20 protein-coding genes and 1 pseudogene are annotated in these 25,162 nt (G+C 60.3%); 13 read left to right on the top strand and 8 right to left on the bottom strand.

What is annotated here, in order from left to right; genetic code table 11:
• Positions 1–19 precede the first annotated feature (19 nt).
• Entirely contained in the window at positions 20–322 is a 303-nt protein-coding gene (locus CRX69_RS27820) for an IS3 family transposase (protein WP_047230570.1), read from the top strand.
• Complete coding sequence (locus tag CRX69_RS05975) at positions 319–1,155, top strand: IS3 family transposase (RefSeq protein ID WP_047230569.1); 837 nt, start codon at positions 319–321, stop codon at positions 1,153–1,155. The genes CRX69_RS27820 and CRX69_RS05975 overlap by 4 nt, the downstream gene beginning before the upstream one ends.
• Before the next feature lie 38 nt (positions 1,156–1,193).
• Here CRX69_RS05975 and CRX69_RS05970 read toward each other — a convergent pair.
• Positions 1,194–1,496: pseudogene (locus CRX69_RS05970) on the bottom strand (carbon starvation CstA family protein); the annotation flags it as partial.
• A 348-nt stretch (positions 1,497–1,844) separates the two neighbouring features.
• On the opposite strand from CRX69_RS05970, the gene CRX69_RS05965 reads away from it, so the two are divergent.
• Entirely contained in the window at positions 1,845–3,206 is a 1,362-nt protein-coding gene (locus CRX69_RS05965) for a cache domain-containing protein (RefSeq protein ID WP_047229882.1), read from the top strand.
• A 31-nt stretch (positions 3,207–3,237) separates the two neighbouring features.
• Positions 3,238–3,870 (top strand): response regulator, encoded by a 633-nt coding sequence (locus tag CRX69_RS05960; RefSeq protein ID WP_047229883.1) that lies wholly within the window; start codon positions 3,238–3,240, stop codon positions 3,868–3,870.
• A 23-nt stretch (positions 3,871–3,893) separates the two neighbouring features.
• Here the strand turns inward: CRX69_RS05960 and CRX69_RS05955 are convergent, their stop codons facing one another.
• The gene (locus CRX69_RS05955) at positions 3,894–5,054 is read right to left on the bottom strand and encodes a GGDEF domain-containing protein (RefSeq protein ID WP_197685212.1); all 1,161 of its coding nucleotides are present in this window, start codon (positions 5,052–5,054) and stop codon (positions 3,894–3,896) included.
• Positions 5,055–5,241: 187 nt separating this feature from the next.
• Between CRX69_RS05955 and CRX69_RS05950 the strand changes: the two genes are divergently transcribed.
• The 3 genes from CRX69_RS05950 (at position 5,242) to CRX69_RS05940 (ending at position 8,714) form a co-directional block, all read left to right on the top strand.
• Complete coding sequence (locus CRX69_RS05950) at positions 5,242–6,033, top strand: transporter substrate-binding domain-containing protein (RefSeq protein ID WP_076385101.1); 792 nt, start codon at positions 5,242–5,244, stop codon at positions 6,031–6,033.
• A gap of 96 nt (positions 6,034–6,129) precedes the next feature.
• Positions 6,130–8,007 carry a DUF294 nucleotidyltransferase-like domain-containing protein gene (locus CRX69_RS05945; protein WP_107321723.1) on the top strand — a complete coding sequence of 626 codons (1,878 nt, stop codon included), beginning with the start codon at positions 6,130–6,132 and terminating at the stop codon, positions 8,005–8,007.
• The gene (locus CRX69_RS05940) at positions 8,004–8,714 is read left to right on the top strand and encodes a 3'-5' exonuclease (protein WP_076385105.1); all 711 of its coding nucleotides are present in this window, start codon (positions 8,004–8,006) and stop codon (positions 8,712–8,714) included. The genes CRX69_RS05945 and CRX69_RS05940 overlap by 4 nt, the downstream gene beginning before the upstream one ends.
• 4 nt (positions 8,715–8,718) lie before the next feature.
• Here CRX69_RS05940 and CRX69_RS05935 read toward each other — a convergent pair whose 3' ends face one another.
• The 4 genes from CRX69_RS05935 to CRX69_RS05920 form a co-directional block, all read right to left on the bottom strand.
• On the bottom strand, positions 8,719–10,389 hold the full coding sequence (locus CRX69_RS05935) for a BCCT family transporter (RefSeq protein ID WP_107321722.1): 1,671 nt from the start codon (positions 10,387–10,389) through the stop codon (positions 8,719–8,721).
• A gap of 277 nt (positions 10,390–10,666) precedes the next feature.
• Positions 10,667–11,686, bottom strand: coding sequence for a TRAP transporter substrate-binding protein (locus CRX69_RS05930; protein ID WP_047229889.1), 1,020 nt, complete (start codon positions 11,684–11,686; stop codon positions 10,667–10,669).
• A 56-nt stretch (positions 11,687–11,742) separates the two neighbouring features.
• The gene (locus tag CRX69_RS05925; RefSeq protein WP_107321721.1) at positions 11,743–13,023 is read right to left on the bottom strand and encodes a TRAP transporter large permease subunit; all 1,281 of its coding nucleotides are present in this window, start codon (positions 13,021–13,023) and stop codon (positions 11,743–11,745) included.
• Entirely contained in the window at positions 13,020–13,568 is a 549-nt protein-coding gene (locus tag CRX69_RS05920; RefSeq protein ID WP_076385109.1) for a TRAP transporter small permease, read from the bottom strand. Before CRX69_RS05920 ends, CRX69_RS05925 begins: the two co-directional genes overlap by 4 nt.
• A gap of 1,010 nt (positions 13,569–14,578) precedes the next feature.
• On the opposite strand from CRX69_RS05920, the gene wecB reads away from it, so the two are divergent.
• From wecB to CRX69_RS05890, 6 genes are all read left to right on the top strand, one after another.
• Positions 14,579–15,736: a non-hydrolyzing UDP-N-acetylglucosamine 2-epimerase gene (gene wecB / locus CRX69_RS05915; RefSeq protein ID WP_047229892.1), complete on the top strand. Its 1,158-nt coding sequence runs from the start codon at positions 14,579–14,581 to the stop codon at positions 15,734–15,736.
• Between the two features lie 37 nt (positions 15,737–15,773).
• Positions 15,774–17,987, top strand: coding sequence for a hypothetical protein (locus CRX69_RS05910; protein ID WP_107321720.1), 2,214 nt, complete (start codon positions 15,774–15,776; stop codon positions 17,985–17,987).
• Positions 17,988–17,999: 12 nt separating this feature from the next.
• On the top strand, positions 18,000–20,114 hold the full coding sequence (locus CRX69_RS05905; protein ID WP_047229894.1) for a glycosyl transferase family protein: 2,115 nt from the start codon (positions 18,000–18,002) through the stop codon (positions 20,112–20,114).
• A complete protein-coding gene (locus CRX69_RS05900; protein ID WP_107321719.1) occupies positions 20,111–21,916 on the top strand; it encodes an NfrA family protein in 1,806 nt (601 codons plus the stop codon). Before CRX69_RS05905 ends, CRX69_RS05900 begins: the two co-directional genes overlap by 4 nt.
• Before the next feature lie 39 nt (positions 21,917–21,955).
• On the top strand, positions 21,956–22,831 hold the full coding sequence (locus CRX69_RS05895) for an alpha-amylase family protein (protein WP_107321718.1): 876 nt from the start codon (positions 21,956–21,958) through the stop codon (positions 22,829–22,831).
• 290 nt (positions 22,832–23,121) lie between these two features.
• Positions 23,122–23,445: a hypothetical protein gene (locus CRX69_RS05890; RefSeq protein WP_420821203.1), complete on the top strand. Its 324-nt coding sequence runs from the start codon at positions 23,122–23,124 to the stop codon at positions 23,443–23,445.
• 99 nt (positions 23,446–23,544) lie between these two features.
• Here CRX69_RS05890 and hpaR read toward each other — a convergent pair whose 3' ends face one another.
• Positions 23,545–23,967: a homoprotocatechuate degradation operon regulator HpaR gene (gene hpaR, locus CRX69_RS05885; protein ID WP_047229898.1), complete on the bottom strand. Its 423-nt coding sequence runs from the start codon at positions 23,965–23,967 to the stop codon at positions 23,545–23,547.
• A gap of 123 nt (positions 23,968–24,090) precedes the next feature.
• Positions 24,091–24,996 carry a 4-hydroxyphenylacetate catabolism regulatory protein HpaA gene (hpaA, locus tag CRX69_RS05880; RefSeq protein ID WP_107321717.1) on the bottom strand — a complete coding sequence of 302 codons (906 nt, stop codon included), beginning with the start codon at positions 24,994–24,996 and terminating at the stop codon, positions 24,091–24,093.
• Positions 24,997–25,162 lie beyond the last annotated feature (166 nt).

Genomic DNA, 25,162 nt, shown 5'->3' with positions numbered 1-25,162 from the left:
AAATCTGAGGTGTTTGGATATGCGCAAATCTTATTCCAGTGAGTTCAAGCTCAAGGCTGCCAGCATGGTGCTGGACGAGGGCCAGTCCGTTCCCGAAGTCTGTGCCAGCCTGGATATTGGCCCTACCGCCTTGCGCCGTTGGGTCGACCAGGTTCGCAAAGAGCGCTTGGGTTCGACCCCCGAGGGGGCTAAGGCGATTACCGCCGATCAGCGAGAGATTCAGCAGCTCAAAGCGTTGCTCAGGCAAAAAGACCTGGACATTGAAATCCTAAAAAAGGCCAGTGCTCTCCTGCTTTTGGACTCCAAAGATCATTCTCGTTGATCAACGAGCTGGACGAGCAGTACGGCGTTAACAATTGCTGTCGGGCGTTTGGGGTCAACCGCAGCAGCTTTTACGCCTGGCGTCAGCGCCAAGGCAAGGTGAAGCCTGAGCGGGAGAAACTCAAAGCCGTGCTGGTCGAGCATCACAAGGAATCCAGAGCATCCGCCGGGTCTCGCACCCTTTCCAAGGAACTGCAAGCAAAGGGGCATCGTGTCGGGCGACATCTGGCTCGCAGTTTGATGCGCGAAGCCGGTGTTGCCAGTCATCAGCGGCGGCGGCACAAGTACAAATCTTCCGGCGTGGAAGCGCTGGTAGCGCCGCATGTGCTCAAGCGCAAGTTTGATGTCACGGCGATCAACCAGGTGTGGTGTGGAGATGTGACGTACATCAAGGTGGGTAAGCGCTGGATGTATTTCGCGGCAGTGTTGGATTTGTTTGCTCGCCGGATCGTGGGGTGGTCGTTTTCAATGATTTCCGATGCCACGCTGACCTGCGAAGCGTTGCGAATGGCGGTTCAATTGCGAGGCTGTCCAAAAGAGGTGCTGTTTCATTCTGACCAAGGTTGCCAATACACCAGCCACAAATTCAGGAATGAGATGCGCAAGCATGGACTCCTGCACAGCATGAGTCGTAAAGGTGAGTGCTGGGACAACGCCCCGATGGAGCGTTTCTTTGGGAGCCTGAAATCAGAGTGGGTGCCAGACGATGGCTACAGCTCGGAGCATGAAGCCCGCGTGGATGTGCAACGTTATGTGATGCGATACAACAACGTCAGGCTCCATAGCTACAACGACTACCGGTCGCCGGTAGCCATGGAGAAACTGGCGGCGTGAAACCTTAACTGGTGTCCAGAATTACTTGACCAGTTCAGCCCCGCACCGGCAATGGCCGCGAAGTGGTGGCCGAACAGGATGTGTTTGTTGGTCGGGACATAGTCCAGGCCATCGTTGTTGAGCACGGCGGGGGTGGCCCGGCGCGCATCGAGTTGCATCACGTTATTGGCGATGAACAGGCTGTAGTAGCGGTAGGCGACCAGGTAGATGGCCACGGCTGCGACGACGATCCAGAGGGCGTTGATCGGTTCGCCGCGGCGCAAGGCCACGACACTCAACGCACAAGCTCCCAGAACAGCCACGGCAAACCAGGCAAGGTGTTTAACCAGACGGGTTGTCATTGCGTGTCTCCTGCCGATATCCAGTGGATTGCGGCGATTGTTTTTATAGTGTGCCCCGACTATTCGGAGCCGGCCCAATATCCGTGGAAGCCGTCAATAAATAAATCCGCAGTACTACGTACGGGCCATCTACGTAGTTCTACGTAGATTCTCGTGGAATCCCTCTGTGTGAGCCCATGCAAAGCCAATGCAGGCTAACGACTGTGGGAGCAAAGCTTGCTCGCGATAACGCTGGGTCTGTTGGCAACAGTCCAGGCTGATCCGTCGCGATCGCGAGCAAGCTTTGCTCCCACAGCGTTATGATGCCGACCATTCGCCTCCCCCCGTTGAGTCCGGACAGGAGTACACATGCTGCTCAAACACAAAATCGTCGCCTTGGGAATTCTGCCCCTGGTCCTGGCGATTGCCGTCATCTGCGCCTTGGTGATCTCGCTTAATCGCCAGTTGGGTGATCAACAGGCGCAACTGATCGAAGACAGCATCCTGGCCAGCAAGCGAGCAGAGCTGAAAAACTACGTCGAAATGGCGCAAAGCCTGATCGCCCCGCTGTATAACAACGGCCAGGGCGACGCACGCGCGCAGCAGCAGGTGCTGGAGGAGCTGCGCAAGCTCAGTTTTGGCATCAATGGCTATTTCTTCGTCTACGACCGCCAGGGGCGCAGCCTGATGCATGCCCGGCAGTCCGAACTGGTGGGCCAATACCTCTGGGACATGAAAGATCCCCAGGGGCTGCCGGTGATCCAGGCATTGCTCAAGAGCGCTGAATCCGGCGAAGGTTTCCAGCGCTACGCCTGGAACAAGCCCTCCTCCGGCCAGGTGACCGACAAGCTGGCCTATGTGGTGATGCTGGATCGCTGGGGTTGGATGCTCGGGACCGGGATTTACCTGGAGGATGTCGAGCGCGCCACCCAGCAAGCCCGCGCTGAGGTGGCCCAGGGCATCCACACCACCATGCAGGCCATCGCCGCCATTGCGCTGGTGGCGGTCCTGCTGGTGTTTGCCGGCGGCATGACCCTCAACGTCAGCGAACATCGCTTGGCCGACAAAAAGCTGCAACGATTGAACCAGCGCATCGTCAGCTTGCAGGAAGAGGAACGCGCGCGAGTTTCACGCGAGCTGCACGACGGCATCAGCCAATTACTGGTGTCGATAAAATTCCAGTTTGAACTGGCCAGTCACGTCCTCGAAAAGGGGCAGGAAAACGGCCTGGGCATCCTGAAGAACGCGACAGACCGGCTGGGGGAAGCCATTGGCGAGATCCGCAACATCTCCCACGACTTGCGCTCCTCCCTGCTCGACACCCTGGGCCTGTCCGCCGCCATCGGCCAGCTCGCGGCCGAATTTCAGCAACGCAGCGGGCTTGAAGTGTCGTACAAAAGCAACGAATTCGATTGCCGCCTGGAAAATGGAGCACCGGTTTCGCTGTTTCGCATTGCTCAGGAAGCCTTGACCAATATCGAGCGTCACGCCGGGGCGAAAAGTGTCGGCATCACCCTGTTCGGGTCCGGCCAGTCCTTGCGCCTGACGGTGGTGGACGACGGGATGGGTTTCAACGTACCGCAGGTCGAACGTGGCCACGCCGGCATCGGCCTGCGCAATATCCGCGAGCGGGTCGAGCATTTCGGCGGACGGCTGGAAATGACCTCGGTGCCGGGACGAAGCGAGCTGGATATCCTGCTGCCCATGAACATGCTGGCGACACAAAGCTGATGCGCGCCCAACCTGACAAGAGCACCTGCCGATGAACCTGCCCTCTGTGATCCGCGTCGCGCTGGTCGATGATCATTCCCTGGTCCGCGATGGCATCAGGGCCCTGTTGTCCGTCATGCCCCAACTGGACGTGGTGGGCGAAGCCGAGAATGGTGCACAGGCCATCGAGATGGTCGGGCGCTGCCAACCGGACCTGTTGCTGATGGACATCAGCCTCAAGGACATGAACGGACTTGAACTGACCCGCCTGCTGGGCAAGCAATACCCCAACCTCAAGATCCTCATCCTGAGCATGTACGACAATTATGAGTATGTGAGTGAGTCCGTGCGCTGCGGCGCCAGTGGCTACGTGCTCAAGAATGCCCCTTCGCGGGAAATCATCGCGGCCATTGAAGCCATCATCAGCGGTGGCACCTTCTACAGTGCCGAGATTGCCCAACGGCTGGCCACCGACCCAACCACCGACAACGAGCTGACGCCGCGCGAGAGTCAGGTGTTGTACAAAATGGTCCAGGGGCTGAACAACAAGGAAATGGCCCGGGAACTGGACATCAGCGTGCGCACCGTCGAAACCCATCGCCTGAGCATCCGCCGCAAGCTCAACATCGACAAGCCCGCGGCCCTGGTGAAATACGCCATCGATCACGGGATCATTTCACGCTAGCAACCCCGGCTCGCGCTCGCGGCTTATGACTGAACCTCGGTGGGCCTTTCGATCCGACCCGGAACTTCATCGGCCACCGTGCGATTGCGCCCGGTTCGCTTCGCCTGGTAAAGCAAGGTATCTACGCGCTTGTAAAGATCCTGCCAGGTTTCCCTGGGGCCTAGACTGCCGACACCGAAACTCGCGGTGACCGGCCCGACCGTATCGCGCGTGACAGGCGTACCGTTCTCGATAGCCGCCCGCAAGCGCTCGGCACATTCGTAAGCTTCCCGGGCATCGGTGTCCGGCAGGAGCACAGCGAATTCTTCACCACCGAGGCGCCCGACGATGTCCCGTTTGCGCGCCGAAGTGCGCAGCAGTTGGCCAACTTCGCGCAAGACGTTATCGCCCACGTCATGGCCATGGCTATCGTTGATGTTCTTGAAGTTGTCGATATCGCACAGTGCCAGCGCTGTCGTGCCGCGCGGGCTCTTCATCAGCAGCATCGACACCCGTTCTTCGAAGCCGCGCCGGTTCAAGACACCGGTCAACGGGTCAAAGTCGCGTTCGCGACGCAGGTCATCGATCACGTCAGCAATGGCCGCGGCGAGAATCACAAAGGCAAGTCCGATACCGAGCACCGCCAGGGACAACTGGAGCGCCTGCCAGAACACCGAGTTGGCGAAAGCGACCCGGTCCAGCGGCACCGACAGCCCGACAGTCAACAGGGTCCGCGGAAAGAAATGCAACGCGAAGACCAGCAACACCCAGAACAGCGCCTTGTCAACGAGTCGCCCGCGTAACAGCGATCTGAGCTTGACCGCCGCCACAAGCAAAATCGCACCATAGCCGAAGTTCTGGATGTAGATGCGCGCAAGCAGGTTGCGGTCGATATAAAAGAACCAGGCCAGTGCCAGGGAAATGACGCATACCACGGCCACGTCCAGCCGCCAGCCGAGGCGTTTTTGCGAGCGCAGCAAAACGCCTTCGGCCACTGCCAGGACCGCCGAGGTATACAGCGCGCCGGACACAATGGCATTGGGCCCGACCCCGGGAGGCCAGCCGAAAAGCTGCGACGTGGCGCCACACGCGAACAGGCCACAGCCACCAGCCAGGAGCAGCAGATAGTCGCGTTTTTTGTCGATAAACCAGGCGCAGACGAACGCAACCCCAAAGACCGACAGGATCCCTGGGACCATCAACATAAGCGTAATTCTGACGACTGATGCGTCCATCCGAAACGTGTTTCTCCCCTGACCCAAGTCTGCCATCGCCCATGATGACAGAGGCGAAGGCAGCACACCTGCGAAGTTTGAGGCGCCAATGACAGCCCGCCAACCTTTTCACTACACTGCCCGTCTTGTCCCCTCCCTTGCGAGACGTGCAGTCCCTATGAAAAACATAACAAACACAATGACGTTCTGTGGCCTGCTGGCGTTCTGCGGCAGCGCCCTTGCCGAGCCAGCCCCTTCGCACCTTGATCAGGTCCTGCAACGCGGCGAGCTGAAAGTGTGTACGACGGGCGACTACAAGCCTTACACCTACAAAGCCGAAACAGGTGAATACGAGGGGATCGACATTGACATGGCCCGTTCGCTGGCCGCCAGCCTAGGGGTCAAGGTTCAATGGGTGCAGACCAGCTGGAAAACCCTGATGCCGGACATGGTCGCCGGTAAATGCGATATCGGCATGGGCGGGATTTCCGTGACCCTGGAGCGTCAGAAAAAAGCCAACTTCAGCACCACCCTGGATGTGGATGGCAAAATCCCACTGGTGCGTTGCGAGGACCAGGCGCGCTACCAGACCATTGAACAGCTCAACCAGCCTTCGGTGCGCCTGGTGGAACCGGCCGGCGGCACCAACGAAGCTTTCGTCCGGGCGTTCCTGCCCAAAGGGCAACTCAAGTTCCACGACAACGTGACCATCTTCCAGGAGCTGCTGGACAAGCGGGCCGACGTGATGATCACCGATGCCTCGGAAGCGCTCTATCAGCAGAAACTCAAGCCCGGTCTTTGCGCCGTCAACCCCAGCCGCTACTTGCAGTATGGCGAGAAGGCCTACCTGCTGCCACGGGACGACATCACCTGGAAAATGTACGTCGACCAGTGGCTGCACCTGAGCAAAGCAAATGGCAGCTACCAGAAGGTCATCGGCCAGTGGCTGGCGGTGCCCCAGCAACAGTGACAACGCCTGCGCCGCACACGACTCACTCACCCAGGGTTTGTGTGCGGCCCCTGGAACTGGCATGTTGGTCTCTCAATTGATCAGCCACGAGGTTCCATGCAGATCGAGTTACTGGAAATCAGCGAGCACCTGCATCGTTTTCCCCCTTTCGATGCCCTGCCCCAGCAAACCCTGGAGGCCATAGCGCAGCGCGTCGAAGTCAGCTACTTCAAGGCCGGCAGCGATATTCTCGAGGCAGGCTCCATCGTCCACGACCTGCATTATGTGCGCAGTGGCGCAGTCGAGATCTACCGGCGCAACGGCCAGTTGTACAACCGGCTGGTGGAAGGCGACATCTTTGGTCAGGCCAGCCTGCTGCGCAGCAACAAAGTGCGTTTTCCGGCGCGGGCCCTTGAAGACAGCCTGATCTATTTCATCCCGGCGGATGTGTTTGCCCAGCTGTGCGAGCAACATGACAGCTTCGCCGACTTTGTCGAGGCCGAAGGACACTCCAGGCTCAAATCCGCCGTCGAGGCCCAGGGCCGCGCCAGCGAACTGATCCAATTGAAATCCCGCGCGCTGATTTCCCGGGACCTGGTCTGGGTCACCCCGCACACCAGCGTTCATGAAGCGGCACGGTTGATGTCCCAGGAAAGCGTTTCCTGCGTCGTCGTCCTGGAACCTGCCGGGCATCACCCGGAAAAAATGCTCGGCATCGTCACCGACCGCGACCTGCGCACCCGGGTAGTGGCCGCCAACCGCAGCGGCGATACCTGCATCGGTGAAGTGATGTCGACCGATCCGGTGGTCATCCAGGCCGATGACTCGTTGTTCGAAGCCATGTTGTGCATGCTTCGCAGCAACATCCACCACCTACCGGTGGTGCACAAGGGACGCACGCTGGGGTTGATCAACCTGTCGGACATCATCCGGCACGAGTCCCAGAGCAGCCTGTACCTGGTCAACAGCATCTCCAACCAGAGCTCTGTCGAGGGCTTGCGCTCGTTGTTGCGGGATCTGCGCGGCACCTACATTCGCATGGTGCGCGACGGTGCGACGGCTCACATGATCGGCAGCGCCATCTCGGGCATTGGCCGCGCCTTCACCCAGCGGTTGCTCGAATTGGCCGAGCGGGAACTGGGGCCGCCGCCGGTTCCGTACTGCTTCATGGTGCTGGGATCGATGGCGCGGGACGAGCAGCTGCTGGTGACCGACCAGGACAACGCCCTGGTGCTGGATGATCGTTTCGACCCGGCCCTGCACGACGAATACTTCAAAAGCCTGGCCACCTTCGTCAGCGACGGCCTGGCAGAGTGCGGCTACAGCTACTGCAAGGGCGGCATCATGGCCACCAACGCGCAATGGCGGCAGCCGTTGCGAGTATGGCGCGAGTATTTCAGCCAGTGGATCGAGAAGCCCAATGCCGCCACCCTGCTCAACAGTTGCATCTTCTTTGACCTGGACGGGGTCTATGGGCAACTGGAAATGGTCAACGAACTCAAGGTGCTCTGCGCTGAAAAATCCAGGGTGACCCCCGCCTTCCTGGCGGCGATGGCCCGGAATGCCTTGAACCGCACGCCCCCCTTGGGTTTCTTTCGCACCTTCGTAATGGAAACCGACGGCAAGCAAAAACAGATCATCAACCTCAAGGGCCGTGGCACGGCGCCATTGACCGATCTGATCCGTATCCACGCCCTGGCCTGCGGGACCACGGCGCAGAATTCCTTTGATCGTCTCGAAGCCATCAGCACCACACAGCTCGTGCAACCGCAGGCCATTGAGCATCTGCGCTATGCCTTGGAATTCCTGTCGATGGTGCGTATCCGACACCAGGTCGACGCCATCGAACAGGGCCAGAAACCGGATAACTACATCGAACCGGAGCGCTTTTCCACCACTGAGCGGCACAACCTCAAGGAAGCGTTTCAGGTATTGAGCAATGCGCAGAAATTCCTGCGATTCCGCTACCCCGGTCACGCTCGGCCATCCCGATGAACAATCCGAAGGGGCAAGAAACGCTGGATTGGGCGGCACGTTTCAAACGTCTGGAACAGCAAGCCCGGCACCCGCTGCTGCAACGCTTCTACCAACAGGGTGTCATCGACGCCGGGACTGCGCTGGAGCAGGTGGAACTGCTGGCCATGGACCTTGAAACCACCGGCCTGAACGCGCGCACTGACAGTATCGTCAGCATCGGCCTGCTGCCGTTCACCCTCAGGCGCATACGCTGCGGTGAAGCCCTGTACTGGGTGATCAAGCCCTCGCAGCTCAGTCATGAGTCGGTGACGTTTCACCACATCACGCACTCCGACATCCGTCATGCTCCCCGATTGCCGGACGTCATGGAGAAAGTGCTGGAAGCCATGGCGGGGAAGATCATGGTGGTGCATTACCGGGCCATCGAACGCAACTTCCTGGATCAGGCGTTACGCAATCACCTTGGGGAGGGCCTGCAATTTCCGGTGATTGACACGATGCAGCTGGAAGCGCGGCAGGTGCGCGGTCAGCGGCGTTGGCTGGACCGGCTGTTACGCCGTCCACCCGAGTCCATCCGGTTAGCGGACAGTCGCTTGCGCTACCACCTGCCGCCCTATCACGCCCATCATGCCTTGACCGATGCCCTGGCGACGGCCGAGCTGTTGCAAGCGCAAATAGCCACTCACTACAGCCCGTCCGTCCCTATCGGCCAGCTGTGGGATTAAAAGGTCAGGTGCGCGGTTCCGACATCAATCCCTTGACCAGGGAAATACAGCCCAGCAGCAGGACAATGGCAAACGGTAAGCCGGTGGAAACCGCCATGGCTTGCAACGCGATCAAACCGCCGCCCAACAACAGCGCAATAGCGATCACACCTTCGATGATGGCCCAGAACACCCTCTGTGGAACCGGCGCATCGACCTTGCCGCCAGCAGTGATGGTGTCGATGACCAGCGAACCGGAATCCGAAGAGGTGATGAAAAACACGATCACCAGCACGATACCGAGCAGTGACGTGATCTCCTTGAGCGGAAGCCCTTCGAGCATGGCAAACAGCTTGAGCTCCAACACCGCATCCTTGACCCCACTCAGCCCCTGGAGGGTGGCCTGGTCGATGGCTGTCCCGCCAAAGGTGGTCATCCACAATACCGACACCAGCGAAGGCACCAACAGCACCGAGATCAGGAACTCGCGAACGGTACGGCCGCGACTGACGCGGGCAATGAACATCCCCACAAACGGCGACCAGCTGATCCACCAGGCCCAGTAGAACGCCGTCCAGCCTTGGGTGAATTCAGTGTCTGTGCGACCGAAGGGGTTGGACAACGCCGGCAGGTACTCGGCGTAGGTCACCAGGTTCTTGAAGAAGCCGGTGAGGATCGCCAGGGTTGGTCCCACCACGATAATGAACACAAGCAACAACAGGGCCAGGCCCATGTTGATTTCGGAGAGCAGCTTGACGCCCTTCTCCAACCCGGCGAGCACCGACCACAGGGCAATCAGGGTGATGCCGATGATCAGCACGACTTTGCTCACGCTGGTCGATTGAATGCCAAACAGGTGTTCAATCCCCGCAGCGGCCTGCTCGGCACCGATGCCCAGCGACGTCGCCAGCCCGAACAGCGTGGCGAATACCGCCAGGATGTCGATGATATGGCCCGGCCATCCCCAAACGCGCTCACCCAGCAACGGGTAGAAGATCGAGCGTATCGACAGCGGCAAGCCTTTGTTGAAGGAGAACAGGGCCAGGGACAACGCGACGATGGCGTAGATGGCCCAAGGGTGCAGACCCCAGTGGAAAATGGTCGCGGCCATGGCCAGGTCGGCGGAGGCTTTCTCATCGCCCGCCGCACCACCCAAAGGCGCCCAGTCGGTACGTGCCCCGCTGGCGTCGAGTGTGACACCCCCCATAGAGGCAGCGTAATGGGACATGGGTTCTGCCACACCGTAGAACATCAGGCCGATGCCCATCCCGGCGGCGAACAACATGGAGAACCAGCCCACATAGGTGTGGTCCGGCGTGGCATCCTGACCGCCCAATCGAACCTTGCCCAAGGGCGAGACGATCAGCGCCAGACACAGCACTACGAAGATGTTGGCCACGCTCATGAAGAACCAGGCCAGATGCTTGGTCAACCAACTGCGCATGGCGCTGAAAAGCGGTTCGACTTCATTCTGCAGTGCAAGTGTCACGATGACGAACAGCAGAATGGTCGCCGCGGAGATGATGAAAACTTTGCCGTGGATATCCAGAGAGAAAGAGAATTGACCTCGGATATTGTCTTGCCCGATCACGTAGTCGGTGTCGATGAGATTGGCTTTGCCGCTGGGGGCTGGTATCCCCTCTGTGCCGGTTGACTGGGGTTGTCCTGATAGATCGTCTACAGGGTTTTTTCCCACGAGAACCTCCTTTTGTTATCCGCGCGCTTAGGCGCGCATGGTCTGATAAGCCCCGCTGTTCCTATGGTAAAAACGAGATGTGTGCGCATGTATCTTAACAAGCTTATGAGCCAGTCTGGGACATTGCGGCCGTTCAAGCGTTCCCCGGCTGGGAAAATGGCCCGTGCGCGAGCCCTCAGGGGACCGGCATCACGGCTGGGAAAAGCCTGAATCGCAAAGAAAAAAAAGGCGCCGGGATTGCCCCGGCGCCCTTTGATCAGCCTGTGTGTCGCTCAGCTCACTGCGCGGCGCGTACCTTGGCAATTTCGTCGTACATCATCTTCACCAGATTGGCATCCAGGGACTTGGCGAACTTGTCGATCACCGGTTGCACACGCTCGCGAAAGCGATCTTTCTCGGCCGGAGTGATCTCGTTCACGGTCATCGCACCGGCCAGTGTTGCTTTGGCCTTGTCCATGCTCGCAGCGGTGACTTCCCGCTGGTACTTCTGCGCCTCGGCGGCGGCCTGGCGGATCAGGTTTTTTTCATCCTCATTCAGACGGCTCCAGGTTTTCTGACTGATGATCAGCGACTGGGGATTGAAGATGTGGCCGGTCACCGACAGGTACTTCTGCACCTCGAAGAACTTGTTGCCCTCAATCACCGTGAAGGGGTTCTCCTGGCCGTCGATGGTGTGCTGCTCAAGGCCAGTGTAGACCTCGGGAAACGCCATCGGCACCGGGTTAGCGCCCAGGGCGGTAAAGGTTTCCAGGTAGATCGGTGACTGGATCACGCGAATCTTCAAGCCCTGCATGTCTTCAAGCTTGGCCACTGGATGCTTGCTGTTGGTCAGGTTGCGGAAACCCAGGTCCCAGTAGCCCAGGCCAACCAGCCCTTTGCTGTCCAATTGCGCCGCCAGCTTCTGGCCGACCGGCCCGTCGATCACCGCGTGGGCTTCTTCGGCGTTGTTGAACAGGAAGGGGAAATCGAGCATCGCGAAATCCGCTGCCTGGGCGGCCAGGATGCCGGAGTTGAGCACGGTGATGTCCAGCGTACCGCCCTGCAGGGCCGAGACCGTCTGCACGTCACCACCCAGGGTTCCGCCGGGGAACAGACGGACCTTGAGCTTGCCGCCGCTCTTCTCGCTCAGCAGGTCGGCGAACTTCTGTGCGCCTTGCCCTTGGGGGTGCTCCTTGACGTTCTGGAACGCAAATCGCAGGGTACGCTCGCGGATCTCGTCCGCGTGGCTGACCACGCTGCCCAGCAGCAGCCCCGTTGCACATGCCCCGGCCAACAAGGTTTTCATCAGTTGTCCCATGTCACTCTCCGATCATTATTGTTTTAGAAGTCGAGCTACTACCGCTTGCACCGGCGTCAACCGGTGAAGAATTTCAAAGGTCCCAGAACCAGTTGCGGAAACAGGACCAGAAGGAACAGCACCGCCAGTTGCGCGAGCAGGAACGGCCACACGCCACGAACGATTTCTTCGATATTGAGTTTCGAAACCCCGCTCACCACATTGAGCACGGTACCCACCGGTGGCGTAATCAGGCCGATGGCAGTGTTGATGAGAAACAGCACGCCGAAATAAACCGGATCGATACCCGCCTGGGTCACCGCTGGCATCAGCACCGGGGTGAGGATGAGGATGGTGGGCGTCATGTCCATGACCGTACCGACCATGATGATCAACAGCATGATCACCACCAGGAGCAAGGTCGGACTGTCCATGAACGGTTCGAGCACTGCCGCCAACTGGCCCGGCAAGTCGGCAATGGTCACCAGCCACGAGGACACCATGGCCGCCGCCACCAGGAGCATCACCACCGAGGTGGTCTTGGCCGAGGACAGGATCACTTCGTACAGCTGGCTGACTTTCATTTCCCGGTAGATGACCAAGGACACAAACAACGAATAGACCGCTGCCACCACCGCCGCTTCCGTCGGGGTGAAAATGCCGAACTTGAGACCCAGGATGATGATCAGCGGCAGGCCCACGGCCCAACTGCCCTCGACCAGGGCCCGCATCACTTCGGCCCGCGAGCGCTTGGGTGGTGTCTGCACATGCTCGCTGCGGGAGATGAACCACCAGGCGATGGCCAGGGCGACACCGAGCATCAGACCCGGCACGATCCCGGCCAAAAACAGCTTGGAAATCGATACCCCGGACGCCACGCCAAACACAATGAAGCCAATGCTCGGCGGAATGACCGGGGCAATGATGCCTCCGGCGGCAATCAAGCCGGCCGAACGCGCCCGGTTGTGCCCCGCCAGCACCATCATCGGCACCAGCAAGGCCGCCAGCGCCGCCGCGTCGGCCACCGCCGACCCCGAAAGCGATGCCAACAGGCAGGACGCGATGATCGCCACGTAACCCAGGCCGCCACGCTTGTGTCCCACCAGCGCCATGGCGATGTTGACGATGCGTTTGGATAGGCCGCCGGAGTTCATCACTTCGCCGGCCAGCATGAAGAACGGCACAGCCATCAACGGAAAACTGTCGGCACCGTTAAGCAGGTTCTGGGCGATGATTTGTGCGTCAAACAGATCCAGATAAAACATCAACGCCACACTGACCACCAGCAAGGCAAAGGCAATGGGAATGCCCAGCGCCATGCTGCCTATCAATGACCCGAGGAAAATAACCAGTGTCATGGGCGGGTACTCTTGATGGGGTTATGGGCGATCACTTCGGCGGCGTCGTTGTCCTTGACCATGACCATTTCGTCATCCCTGAGCTTGCCGAACAGCGCCAGGTAGAGCTCATAGACCAGGATGGCGGCGGCGCTGGCGCCGAACACCAGGCCGGCAGCGTAGAACACTGCCATCGACATACCCGAGGCTGGCGCGACCACATCCAGGTTGATGACCGCCTGCTGCCAACTGCCGCTGAAGATCAGCCAGCAGATGTACAACATCATCAGGTGCCCGATGACCAGGCAGAGGCGCTTGCCGGCCGGAGGCAGGCGTTTGACCAGACTGTCGAGCCCCAGATGGGCACGGTCCTTGAGCGCCACCAAGGCGCCGAGAAAAATCATCCAGACGAAGAACCAGCGCGACAGTTCCTCCGAGACGCTGATGCCTGAGTTGAAGGCATAACGCAGCACCACATTGCCGAACACCAGCACGATCATTGCGACCATGCACAGCACAATCAGCAGTTTGAGCAGTTTGAAATACAGATCGACGACCTTTGTCATCTTGAAGACCTCCCGGACTTGTCGAGCGCCGGCATCCAGCAACCGGCGCGATAGGACCGCAACGATGGGCGGGAGCTATCGGGTCAGGACACAGCAGCTGAGCGTTGTTCCGGGACCGGAGCAACGAAGCGAGGGATAGGGGCTGAGCGCTTGCAGACGGGTACGCATGGGGGTTCCTCAATTTTTTATTATGGTCTTGGTCAAGCTGAGCAAGAGGTGTTGCGCCTAAAATGTACCAACCGGTTAGTTCGGTCAATCACCTTGGCGGGAGGCCCACACAAAGCGTGCGATTATCGGATAAGCGTGTGGGCCGGCTTATCCGGTATTTTTGGTGTTCCACACCGTGCCCAATGCGTTTTTTTATTTATCAACAGACAACTTTATTTATGAACTAGCGCCACACAAAACTGTTCAACTCCGCTGATCTGAAAATCCAATAATAAAATTGAACCTTATTTAACTTCTGCACTTCACCGACACCCCGCCAACGCGATAATACTTCCAACCTCGACAACAAACAGGCGTCATTTCAATGACAAACATCCAGGCACCTTTATATAAAGCGGCGCCAGAAATAAGACCTCGATGGACTTGGCGTGATCAAGACGCCCTTTCCAGCACTCAATAAATCACAAAAAAACCTTATTATTCAAAATCTTAAACGATTTTTATTTCAGAATAAGAGCGCAACTTTCCAACCCCCCCTCAACCCTTCTTAATCAAAACAACAAAATACCTTTCAAATAAAACTTTGCGCCCGTGTTCTTTGGTGTTATTACTTCGCCGCTCCAAACTGCAATAGGCCATTACGCAACTTTCCGCGTGCGTAACGCGCCTGCCTGATATTGGATCCCACTTAATTCAACTTGCTTGTTTACTCAAACGCATGATCGCGCTTGGGCGAACGGCTGTGCAGCGCAGCAAACTGCGCGAGGAAGGGCGTCATCGCTACTCATCAGTCACGGATCAGGATTCTTTCGATCTTCGGTACCCGTCCGGAAGCCATCAAGATGGCACCTTTGGTCAAGGCCCTCGCCGCCGAACCGGGCATTGAGTCGCTGATCTGTGTCACCGGCCAGCATCAGAGCATGCTTGAGCAGGTGCTGGACCTGTTCGATCTCAAGGCCCATTTCACCCTCAACGTGATGACGCCGCACCAGACGCTCAACTCGCTGACGGCTGCGTTGTACGGCGCGATCGACCCGGTGCTGGAACAGACCCGGCCGGATCGGGTGCTGGTCCACGGCGACACCACCTCGGCCATGGTGGCTTCGATGGCCTCCTTTCATCGACGCATTCCCGTGGGCCATGTGGAAGCTGGGCTGCGCACCGGCGATATCTACAGCCCATGGCCGGAAGAAATGAACCGTCGTTGCATCGACCTCAGCGCCGACCTGCTGTTTGCCCCCACCGCACAATCTCGCGATAACCTGCTGGACGAACGTCTGCAGGGCCGCTGCCTGGTGACCGGCAATACCGTCATCGATGCGTTGCAGATGACCGCCCGGCGCATCGAGCAGGATGCACAACTGCGACAAACACTGGACCAACAGTTCCCGTTCCTGCAAACCGGACGCAAGCTGCTGCTGGTCACCGGCCACCGCCGGGAGAACTTTGGCGAAGGCTTCCTGGACATCTGCAAGGCCTTGCGTCACTTGGCCCAGCGTCCCGACATCCAGATCGTCTACCCGGTGCACCTCAATCCCAGCGTACTGGGCCCGGTGACGGAACAACTGGGTGACCTGCTCAACGTGCACCTGATCAAGCCCCTGGATTACCTGGCGTTCGTGCGCCTGATGCAACACGCCCACGTCATCCTCACGGACTCCGGTGGTGTGCAGGAAGAAGCGCCGTCCCTGGGCAAACCGGTGCTGGTGATGCGCGACGTCACCGAACGCCCCGAAGCCGTAGCTGCGGGCACGGTGCGTCTGGTCGGCACCTCCCCGGCCTCGATCATTGCCGGCGTGGACGCACTGTTCGACGACAAGGCCTTGTGGCGCCGCGCGTCTCAGGCAGCCAACCCCTATGGTGATGGCAAGGCCAGCCAGCGCATCGTCGATACCCTGATGGGGCGCCCGATGGACGAATTTCTCGTGGGCCAGTCGCAATTGCCCCAAGGCTGGGCTCACCCACCGATGTACGCGCCACGCCAGTTGCTCGCCTCCTAATCGCTGCTCCCCCTTATCAGAATCGAGATTTACCTGAATGAAGCCTTCCGTTGCCATCTCTACGGGTGCGCTCAGCGCCCTTGCCTGTGGCCTGAGCCTGCTTGCGCTCATGCCAACCTTTGCCTTGGCTGCCGATAGCCCGCTTACCCAGGCAATCCATCGGCTCAACGCCGATACCCGCCAGGAGCGCGAAGTCCGCTTGAGCGACCTGGGCATCAGTGCGCCGATCCTGCTGGGCGCCAGCGATTCCCGACGGGAACTGTATCTACCCGTGCCGGCCGGGGTTGCCCTCAATGAGGCGACCCTGCAACTGGACGCCAGCTATCTCAATGGCGAAGGGGGCCGCAACACCCTGCTGCTGTCGCTCGATGGCTATCCGGTGCGCGCCGAAGGACTCAGCGAACCTCAGGGCAGTGCCAGCGCCACACTGGGCGTCGACAAGGCTGCGCGCGACAACGGCCTGGTGCGGCTGGGCATTGCCTGGTCTTCGGTGGTCTCCCGGCCGTTGTGCGAAGACGACCGAGTCATCGGCAACGTGCTGCGCATCCAGCCCGACACACGCCTGAACTACAGCTACGACGCCAGCCAACTGCAGGATGTCGGTGCCGCCTGGACGGCATTGCCTGCTCAACCCGGGATCCTGGTTGCACCCGGTTCGTTGTCCGCCGACAGCTATGACGCGGCCTGGCGATTGGGCGTGGCCCTGGAGCGAATGGGCAAGCACAGCCGCATCCTGCCGTTCCCTGCCGTACAAGACAGTGTGGATTTGAGCGCTCTGCGCATCCCGGCCGAACTGTTGAGCCTCCCGGCCTTCGCCAGCCTCAACGCGAAGGGTCAGCACAGCCTGGCCAACCCGGCTGAGATCGGCGCGCTGCTGATGCTGGGGCAAACCCCGAATGTACAGGCCGATCTGGCCATCAACGACCCGCAATTGCTCCAGGCCATCAATCAGTCCCTGGATGCGTTGCAGAGTCAGGTCCAAAGCGTCGACCCAACGGCGGCCAGTGCATTGACCCAATGGCGCGCACAACACGTCAACGCAGCCACGGCAGGCGCCGGTCCAGACGATGTGCGCCTGGCGCTGCTGGGTACTCGCCCGGTCCTGATGATCGCCCCGCACGCCACCGGCAAAGCCCTGTCGCTGCTTGGTTCAGCGTGGAACAAACTGGCGCGCAGCCGTCAGTTGACCGTCAGCCAAGCGCAAACGCCTTTGAGCAACGATGGCCGCGTGGCCCTGTCGCGACTGGGCGGCGCACCTGGCACCTATGACGTGGCCTCCCGATTCGACTGGAGCACTTCGTTCCCCTTGGGCAGCGTGGCGTATGACGGTCGCTTGCCGGTGACAGCCGTGGTGGACCTGTCCGCAGCACCTGGGGCTTCACACACCCCGCCCGTGGCCTCGCTGTTTTTCAACGATTTCCTGATCGGGGCCCAGCAGTTGACCACCGATGGTCAGTCACAACGCATCCAGGCCCATATCCCCAGCTATGCCCTGGGTTCAAAAAACGTATTGCGCGTCTCGTTCCAGCGCCAGCCTGTCAGCGATCGCTGCCTGGAAACACCCCAGGCCTTCCCGGTAGCGGTGCTGCCGAGCAGCCATATCGTGCTGGAAAAAATTGCCCTGGACGACGGTTTCTCCGGCATGGCCGCGCGCTTCGCCGTGGCGACCCAGATCCTCGTTCCCCAGGCATACCTCGACCAACCGGCCGCCAGTCTGGCCCGGGTGATCTCGGTGGCCGATGCCGCCGGTGTTTCACCGTTGCGCGCGCAGTTGAACGTCAGCGCCGATCCCAAAGCCGTGGTCAGCCCGGACAAAGCCTTCCTGGCGTTCGAGTTGCCGCTCGAGGACAGCAAGGAATCGGTCCTGGTCGATGAACAGGGACGTCTGCGCATCAACCATGAAGATCACTTGCTGCTGGATGTGCAGCCCCTCAACCAACTGGCTTCGCTACAAGTGGTGCAAGCCTCGGGACAGCATGGCCTGGTGTATCGGACCCTGGGCAGCCAAGCGCCCGACTTCGCCCAGCCGATTGTGCTGACCCGTGGCGATGTGGCGATTCTCGGCGACAGCGGCGCGGTGACGATCATCGACAGCAAGGACCCCAGCGGCAGTCGGTTGCTCGGCCGTGAAGAACCCAAAGGGCTGGATGCCTGGCGTAAACCCTCGCTGCTCTGGCTGATCCCTGGCGCCATTGTGTTGTTCCTTCTCCTGTTGCTGGCTGGCCGTAGCGCCCGTCGCAATCGCCAGTAACGGTACCCTTCGATGACGTCGCTTTATTGGCCCTATTGGCTGGCCCACTACTACAACTACCTGGAAGCGGCGACCATCGTCGTCGCGGTGGTGATCCTGATCTCCAGCCTGGACGACCTGATCATTGACCTGTGGTACTGGTCTCGCCGCCTGTACCGCAAGCTCACCGCGGACCGCAAATACCGGTCGCTGACCGTCGACCAACTGCTGGCCCGGGACGAACAGCCCCTGGCGATCATGGTGCCGGCCTGGCTGGAATACGACGTCATCGCACCGATGATCGAGAACATGGTTTCGACGCTCGATTACCAGAACTACGTGGTCTTCGTCGGCACCTATGTCAACGACCAGCGCACCATCGACGAAGTCGAGCGGATGCGCCGGCGCTACAAGCAACTGCACCGCGTGGAAGTGCCCCATGCCGGACCGACCTGCAAGGCCGACTGTCTGAACTGGGTGATCCAGGCGATCTTCCTGCACGAGAAAACCCATGGCATGACCTTCGCCGGGGTGGTGTTGCACGACAGCGAAGACGTGCTGCATCCATTGGAATTGCGGCTGTTCAACTACCTGCTGCCGCGCAAGGACATGATCCAATTGCCGGTGGTGTCGCTGGAGCGCAACTGGTACGAATGGGTGGCGGGCGTCTACATGGACGAGTTCGCCGAATGGCACGGCAAGGACCTGGTGGTGCGTGAAAGCATGACCGACACCGTGCCCTCGGCCGGCGTCGGCACCTGTTTCTCCCATCGCGCGTTGCGGGTACTGGCCGGCGAAACCGAAAACCAGCCGTTCAACACCGACAGCCTCACCGAGGACTACGACGTCGGCGCGAGACTGGCCAAGGTCGGCATGAACGCCATCTTCGTGCGTTTCCCGGTGCAGTTTCGGGTGCTGCGCAAATCCTGGTTCCGCAAGCCCTACGAATCGACCCTGACAATGCCACTGTGCGTGCGCGAGTTCTTCCCGGACACCTTCCGCACGGCGTTCCGACAAAAGGCCCGCTGGACCCTGGGCATCGGCCTGCAAGGCTGGGAACAGATGGGCTGGAGCGGCTCGTTGGCCAACCGCTACCTGCTGTTTCGCGACCGCAAGGGCGTGGTGACGGCGTTCGTCAGTATCATCGCCTACGTGATTCTGGTGCAGCTGCTGGGCTTGATCATTCTGCGCAACAGCGGCTGGTGGGACGTCACCTTCCCGACGCCCTTTGAAACCAACGACCTGATCAAATACCTGCTGGTGGCCAACGGCATTGCCCTGCTCTGGCGGATCCTGCACCGTTGTTATTTCACCACCGTGCTGTACGGCTGGCAGCATGGCTTGCTGTCGATCCCGCGCATGCTGGTGGGTAACTTCGTCAACTTCATGGCCGCGTCCAGAGCCTGGCGGATGTTCCTGGTGGGCAAGGTGATGAATCGCAAACTGGTCTGGGACAAGACCATGCACGACTTCCCTTCCACCGACCTGGTGGCCATCGCGCCCCGCCGCCTGGGCAGCGTGTTGCTGTCCTGGCAGGCCATTACCGACACCCACCTGCAGAGTGCCCTGGACCAGCAACAATCACGCAACATGCCCCTGGGGCGCATTTTGCTCAACAACGGCTGGCTGGACGACGAAACCCTGGCCGAAGCCATCGCGTTCCAGAATGACCTGCCCCGGGTCTTCGACGTGTCGCAAAAAGCCGCCGCCTCGACCTCGTCACTGACCGGCGAGTTTGCCCTGCGCTGGCGGGTCATTCCCCTGGGCCGCAACGCTGACGGCTGCGAACAGATCGCCGTTGCCAACCCCCTGTCCGACGAAGGCCTGCAACAGATCGCCGCCGAACTGGGCAGCGAGCCGGTGCAACTGATTGCCAGGGAAAGTGAAATTCTCGCGCTGTTGCGCCAATTGCCGGAACGCAACGGCCACGCCGTACCGAATGCCAGTGCACCGCTACTGGGTGACTTGCTGATCGAAATGGGCCTGCTCGATCGCGATCAGTTCAGCCGCGCCATGTTGCAGTATCGACCGCAGCACCACGGTCGGATCGGCGATTACCTGGTCGACAGCGGTGTGCTGCCCCGGGCCACTATCGAACAGGTGGTGGCGCGTCAGCACAGCGTCTACCCCATGGAGCTTCCGGCATGAACCGCGCCCTTCTGACCCTCTTGGCCACGGGGCTGAGCCTGATACCGGCCGTGGCTGCTGCCGAAACCTTGCCATTGCCGTTGTCCGGCCCGGCCTACACCGCCGCCAACCAAGCCTACAGCGCCTACGAGCGCAAGGACTACGACCTGGCCATCGCCAAGGCGCGCGAGGCCCTGCGCCTGCGCGCCGACGTGACGCGTCTGCACACCCTGATCGCCATGGCCGAACGTGACAAGAAACGGCGCGACCAGCCCCGGAGCGCCGCATCGTCCGCCGTGGCCGCGGCACCGGGTTTCATGGCCGCCACCCAAGGGTACAGGGCCTATGATCGCGAACGGTTCGGTCTGGCCGCGCAATCGGCTCGCAAGGCGATTGCCCAGGCGCCCCGTCGCCGGGAGTATCGGCTGTTGTTGATCGACGCCTTGCAGCGCCAGCATCTTCTGGTCGAAGCCGACCAGGCTGTGGACGATGCGCTCGGGGTCTTCGCCAACGATGACGCGCTCCTGATGCGTCGCAAGGCAATTCGTCGCCAACTGGCGGCGCCGCTGGCGGTCCAGGGCTACCGTGCCTTGCAGCAAGGCGATGCGGTGCTGGCCGTGGACAAGGCTCGCCAAGCCGTGGCTTGGGCTCCGGAAATCGCCGCCAACCAGCAATTGCTCAACAGCGCGCTGCTGACGGCCGAGGATCGCGACGCACCGATTCTCGAGTGCCAGGAAAGTACCTTCGGCCTGACGTGCGCCACCCGGCCGGATAATACCGAAGGACAGGCACCGGTCAGTGATTTGCAGCTGGCCTATGATTCAGTCCGGGCCGGTGACGACGAGGCGGCCCACGCCGCGTTCCGCAGGGCCGATGCCAGCACCCGGCTCGCCCCGGCAGCGGCTCAGGATGCAGCTTACAACGCCATGCGCGTTCATGAAGACGACGAAGCGGTGGCGTATTTCAAGCGCGTCATCGATGCCCAGGCAACCGCTGAGTCGCCCATGTCTGCACAACAGCTGTTCGATACCCGTCGTGCCGTGGGCGACATTTCACGCACCATGGGCTTGACCAGCACCACCAGCTATCGCGGCAACAGTTCCAGTGGCCTGAGCGCTGCTCCGGGCACCAGCAACAGCGGCAGCCAAAGCAATGACCAGCTGCAGAACAGCACTGAGCTGTCCTGGCGGCCGCTGGGGTATCGCAATGCGCGTTTCGTCGAACTCTACGGGCGCGTCACCGACACCCTGTGGAGCAAGAACAGCGACTCGGACACCGGTGCGGATGCCTTGCAAGGGGCGCTGGGGGTAAGGATCAAACCCTTCAGCTCCATCAACATCATGGCCGCCTTTGAACGCACCTTTCCCCTGGGCTCCTCGAACGTCGAGGGCGACTGGCTCGCGCGCCTGGGCTACGGTTCGAGTATCGGCACCGACCTGCGGGTCGATGCGCCCAGTTGGTGGACTTCGCAGCTGTACGCCGAAGTCGGTAGATACATCAACGACTCGCGCAATTATTTCAACAGCGAATGGCAAGTGGGACGCAGCTACGCCATCGGCGGCATCGGCTCGCGCTGGGTGACCTTCCCCCACGTCGTGGCGGCGGTCGACTACGATTCCAAGATGAAAAGCGGCGCCGACGGTGACTTCTCGTCAGGCAACGCCGGCGGGATCGGCGTGGGCAACAACGTACGCTACTGGTTCCGCGAAGACGCCTACAACGCCCCGCGCTCCTATGTGGATTTTTCCCTGCAGTACAGGGCCAGGGTATTTGGCGAGGAACGCGCCAAAGGCGTGTTCGCTCGCTTGACCTACTCCTATTGAGGCCGTTGATGTGATGTGCAATTGCAGGAAGACGTTCGCTTGAAAATCTTCGGCCATATCATCAGTCGCACGGCTGTGGCGGCGCTCTCGCTGGCCACGGCCCTCGGCGCAGGCACAGGGATGTATTACATGATGAACCAGGAGGTTGCACCGAACATCGTTGGCATCGTCTGGCAGCCAGACAACCAGACCGTGGGCATCAAAGGCAACTGGGAAAAGCTGGGGGTGCGCGAGCTGCTGGTGCAATGGACGGTGGTGGATGACCAGGCCTTCGTGCCCGGCACCGGCCTGCCCAGCGTGCCGCTACTGCCTGACTGGGCGCGCATCGCCAAGGCGCCCTGGGCCCAGGATGTCATCCTCGGGCTGGCCGGCCATTTCAGTGAAAACCGCTCCAGGGACAACATCGAGCAACTGGCCACGGTGTCGGAGCGCATTGCGCAACTGCCGACGCCACTGCACGTGACCGGGTGGTACTTTCCGGCCGAGGTCGATCCCAGTTGGTCTCGCGCCAAGGAACTGCCCGCCTTGCTGGCCAAGCTGCCGCGCCCGTTGTGGATCAGCGTCTACGACGGCGCCAACATCGGCCCCGCCGCCACTGCCGACTGGCTCAAGCAATGGTTGCCGGACGATATTGGCGTGTTCTTCCAGGATGGCGTCGGCGTCTACGCCCGCACCGCCCCGGTGGCCCGGGACTACGCCGACACCCTGCGTGACCGGCTCGGGAAGGATCGCGTGCGGATCATCGTCGAAGCCTTCCGCCCCAAGTTCGGCGGCGGCTTTCGCTCGGCCACGGTTGCCGAACTCACACCCCAACTGGCCGCCTATGCCGGCTATCCGCTGTACCTGTTCGACGGCCCCCATTATCTGACGCCTGAGTTGGTGGAGCAGCTGGAGCAATCCTTGGCCAAGCCGTGATCATGGCTCGAGGCCTTCGTCCTGGCCTGGCCCCATAGATTTGTATCGCTGTGTATATGAACGGCGAGTTGATACGAAATCGCTGACTTCGAGCCTTGCCGACACACAACGTCGATACACCTTCGCGTTTAACTGTGATCACCGGACAGCAGCACACCCGTTGCCACCGGCCCACTCAATCAAGCGCAAGGAGAATCACCATGTTCACTTTCTCGAAAGTTTCGTCCCTGGCAATCGCTCTGACACTGATGGGCGGGCTCGGCCTGTCGAACATCGCTTCGGCCACGGCCATGAGTGCAGCGGCGAAGGGTCAGGCTGCACAGTTGGTGGTTGAAGGCGGCTCCGATCGTCTGAGCCAGAACCGCGTAGCCGAGGGTGGCTCCGATCGCCTGCTTCAAAACCGCGTGGCTGAACGTGGCTCCGATCGTCTGCTTCAAAACCGCGTGGCTGAAGGTGGCTCCGATCGTCTGCTTCAAAACCGCGTGGCTGAAGGTGGCTCCGATCGTCTGCTTCAAAACCGCGTGGCTGAAGGTGGCTCCGATCGTCTGCTTCAAAACCGCGTGGCTGAAGGTGGCGCTGATCGTCTTCAGGAACTGCGCGAACGCAACGCTTAAGAGTTGCCGATAGCCGTGCCGAGTTTGGATCGAAGTCTCAGCGCAATGGATTATTCGGGGTGAGGGAGCTTGCCCTCTCACCCCGAATGTTTGCCTGGCTCACGGCTTGATGTTCTTCAGCTCGTTGAGCAGCGCCAACAGTTGCTGCATCTTTTCTTCACCAAACTGGTCTTCGATGCGGCGATAGTTGCTTTCCATCCCCTCACTCATCGACACGAAGCACTGCTGCCCACGCTCGGTCAGCCCTACGAAAACCCGACGCTGATCCTGGCTCGACTTCTGCCGACGCACCAGCCCATCACGCTCCAGACGGCTGAGCACACCGGTCATGCTGGGTTTGAGGATGCAGGCCTGATGAGCGAGCTGGTGGCTCTCCAGCTCTCCTTGCTGATGCAGGATACGGATCACCCGCCATTGTTGTTCCGTAAGGTCATGCTGGTTCAGCGCCGGGCGGAAAAAAGCCATGGCCGCTTCGCGCGCTTGCAACAGGGTCAGTGTCAATGAAGGTCTGGGGTTGGCCATGTTCGGACTGTTTGGATGGACGAGCTGGCAGCTTAGTGTTGCGGACAAGCGGCTGCAAGAAACAACGCCGCGCACTGGACGGCTGCATGACGCCGGTGGCGAGTGCTCCACCAGCAACAACGCTCAACGCAACCCCGATTGCCGCTGGCGATACTCCCCTGGTGTGAGCCGGGCGTAGCGCTGGAAGAAACGACTGAAATACGCCGGGTCCTTGAACCCGAGCTGGTAGCAGATTTCATTGGCTGAACTGCCGGTAAACAACAGCAACCGCTTGGCCTCCTGCATCAGCCGTTCCATGATCAGCTGCTTGGAAGGCAGGTCGGCGATCCGTCGGCACACATCGTTGAGCCGCGCCTCGGTGACGCCGATGCCCTCGGCGTAGCGCGACAACGGCCAATGTTGCAGATAGTGAGCTTCGATCAGCTCATTGAAGCGGTGGAAAATCTTCAGGTCCTCATGGCGGGCCGGTCGTGCCTGCAGAGAATTGGAACACAGACGCAGCAGACTGATCATGATCAGCCGCGTCAAACCGTCCAGCGCCGCGCTGCGCCCCGACCGCTCGGCACAGACCTCCTCGCTCAGCTCCTCGAACAGGTACTCCAGTCGCCGCACCTCCCCCGCCTGTTCCGGCCCCAACTGCGCCAACGCAACGCAGGCCGCAGGCATTTGCACACCCGCCGGCGCCAGGCTCGGATCGGCGTCGATCAACTGCCACACCAATTGCTGACGAACGGTCAACACATGCCCGTCACTGTCGGCTTCGGTCACAAAAGAATGGGGAATGGTGGGTGGCGTAAGGAAAAACATAGGCCCGGATTCGACGTATTGCTGGTCGTCCAGATACACCCGTACGGCGCCGCTTTTCACGTAGTGAACCTGAAAGAAACGGTCATGCCGATGCACCGGCATATTGCGACCGAAGAAACCCGCCAGGTTGGCAAGCCGATCGTAGTGAACCTCGGCATCGCTGTAACGCTGGTCGTACACCTGGCCAATGTTGATGTTGGGGATTGGCTGACGGTCAGTCATCACGCATTTCTCGTTTTTTATTCTGATTCAGGCAGCGGCTTGGATTCATCCTGCGCCGATTTCCCGAGGGCAACCAGTGTCCGGTGATTCTGCCACGCTTGACGATAGTTAACATCTTAATTATAACTGTTAACACATTAACAATATCTGCAGAGCCCTCATCTCT

Origin of the sequence: Pseudomonas rhizophila, assembly GCF_003033885.1 — a bacterium.
Lineage (GTDB): Bacteria > Pseudomonadota > Gammaproteobacteria > Pseudomonadales > Pseudomonadaceae > Aquipseudomonas > Aquipseudomonas rhizophila.
This window is presented reverse-complemented; position numbering and strand designations above follow the sequence as displayed.

Coding starts and splice junctions, on each gene's coding strand:
- CRX69_RS27820 (WP_047230570.1), top strand. CDS start 20: ATGCGCAAATCTTATTCCAGTGAGTTCAAGCTCAAGGCTGCCAGCATG.
- CRX69_RS05965 (WP_047229882.1), top strand. CDS start 1,845: ATGCTGCTCAAACACAAAATCGTCGCCTTGGGAATTCTGCCCCTGGTC.
- CRX69_RS05960 (WP_047229883.1), top strand. CDS start 3,238: ATGAACCTGCCCTCTGTGATCCGCGTCGCGCTGGTCGATGATCATTCC.
- CRX69_RS05955 (WP_197685212.1), bottom strand. CDS start 5,054: ATGTTGATGGTCCCAGGGATCCTGTCGGTCTTTGGGGTTGCGTTCGTC.
- CRX69_RS05950 (WP_076385101.1), top strand. CDS start 5,242: ATGAAAAACATAACAAACACAATGACGTTCTGTGGCCTGCTGGCGTTC.
- CRX69_RS05945 (WP_107321723.1), top strand. CDS start 6,130: ATGCAGATCGAGTTACTGGAAATCAGCGAGCACCTGCATCGTTTTCCC.
- CRX69_RS05940 (WP_076385105.1), top strand. CDS start 8,004: ATGAACAATCCGAAGGGGCAAGAAACGCTGGATTGGGCGGCACGTTTC.
- CRX69_RS05930 (WP_047229889.1), bottom strand. CDS start 11,686: ATGGGACAACTGATGAAAACCTTGTTGGCCGGGGCATGTGCAACGGGG.
- CRX69_RS05925 (WP_107321721.1), bottom strand. CDS start 13,023: ATGACACTGGTTATTTTCCTCGGGTCATTGATAGGCAGCATGGCGCTG.
- CRX69_RS05920 (WP_076385109.1), bottom strand. CDS start 13,568: ATGACAAAGGTCGTCGATCTGTATTTCAAACTGCTCAAACTGCTGATT.
- wecB (WP_047229892.1), top strand. CDS start 14,579: ATGGCACCTTTGGTCAAGGCCCTCGCCGCCGAACCGGGCATTGAGTCG.
- CRX69_RS05910 (WP_107321720.1), top strand. CDS start 15,774: ATGAAGCCTTCCGTTGCCATCTCTACGGGTGCGCTCAGCGCCCTTGCC.
- CRX69_RS05905 (WP_047229894.1), top strand. CDS start 18,000: ATGACGTCGCTTTATTGGCCCTATTGGCTGGCCCACTACTACAACTAC.
- CRX69_RS05900 (WP_107321719.1), top strand. CDS start 20,111: ATGAACCGCGCCCTTCTGACCCTCTTGGCCACGGGGCTGAGCCTGATA.
- CRX69_RS05890 (WP_420821203.1), top strand. CDS start 23,122: ATGAGTGCAGCGGCGAAGGGTCAGGCTGCACAGTTGGTGGTTGAAGGC.
- hpaR (WP_047229898.1), bottom strand. CDS start 23,967: ATGGCCAACCCCAGACCTTCATTGACACTGACCCTGTTGCAAGCGCGC.
- hpaA (WP_107321717.1), bottom strand. CDS start 24,996: ATGACTGACCGTCAGCCAATCCCCAACATCAACATTGGCCAGGTGTAC.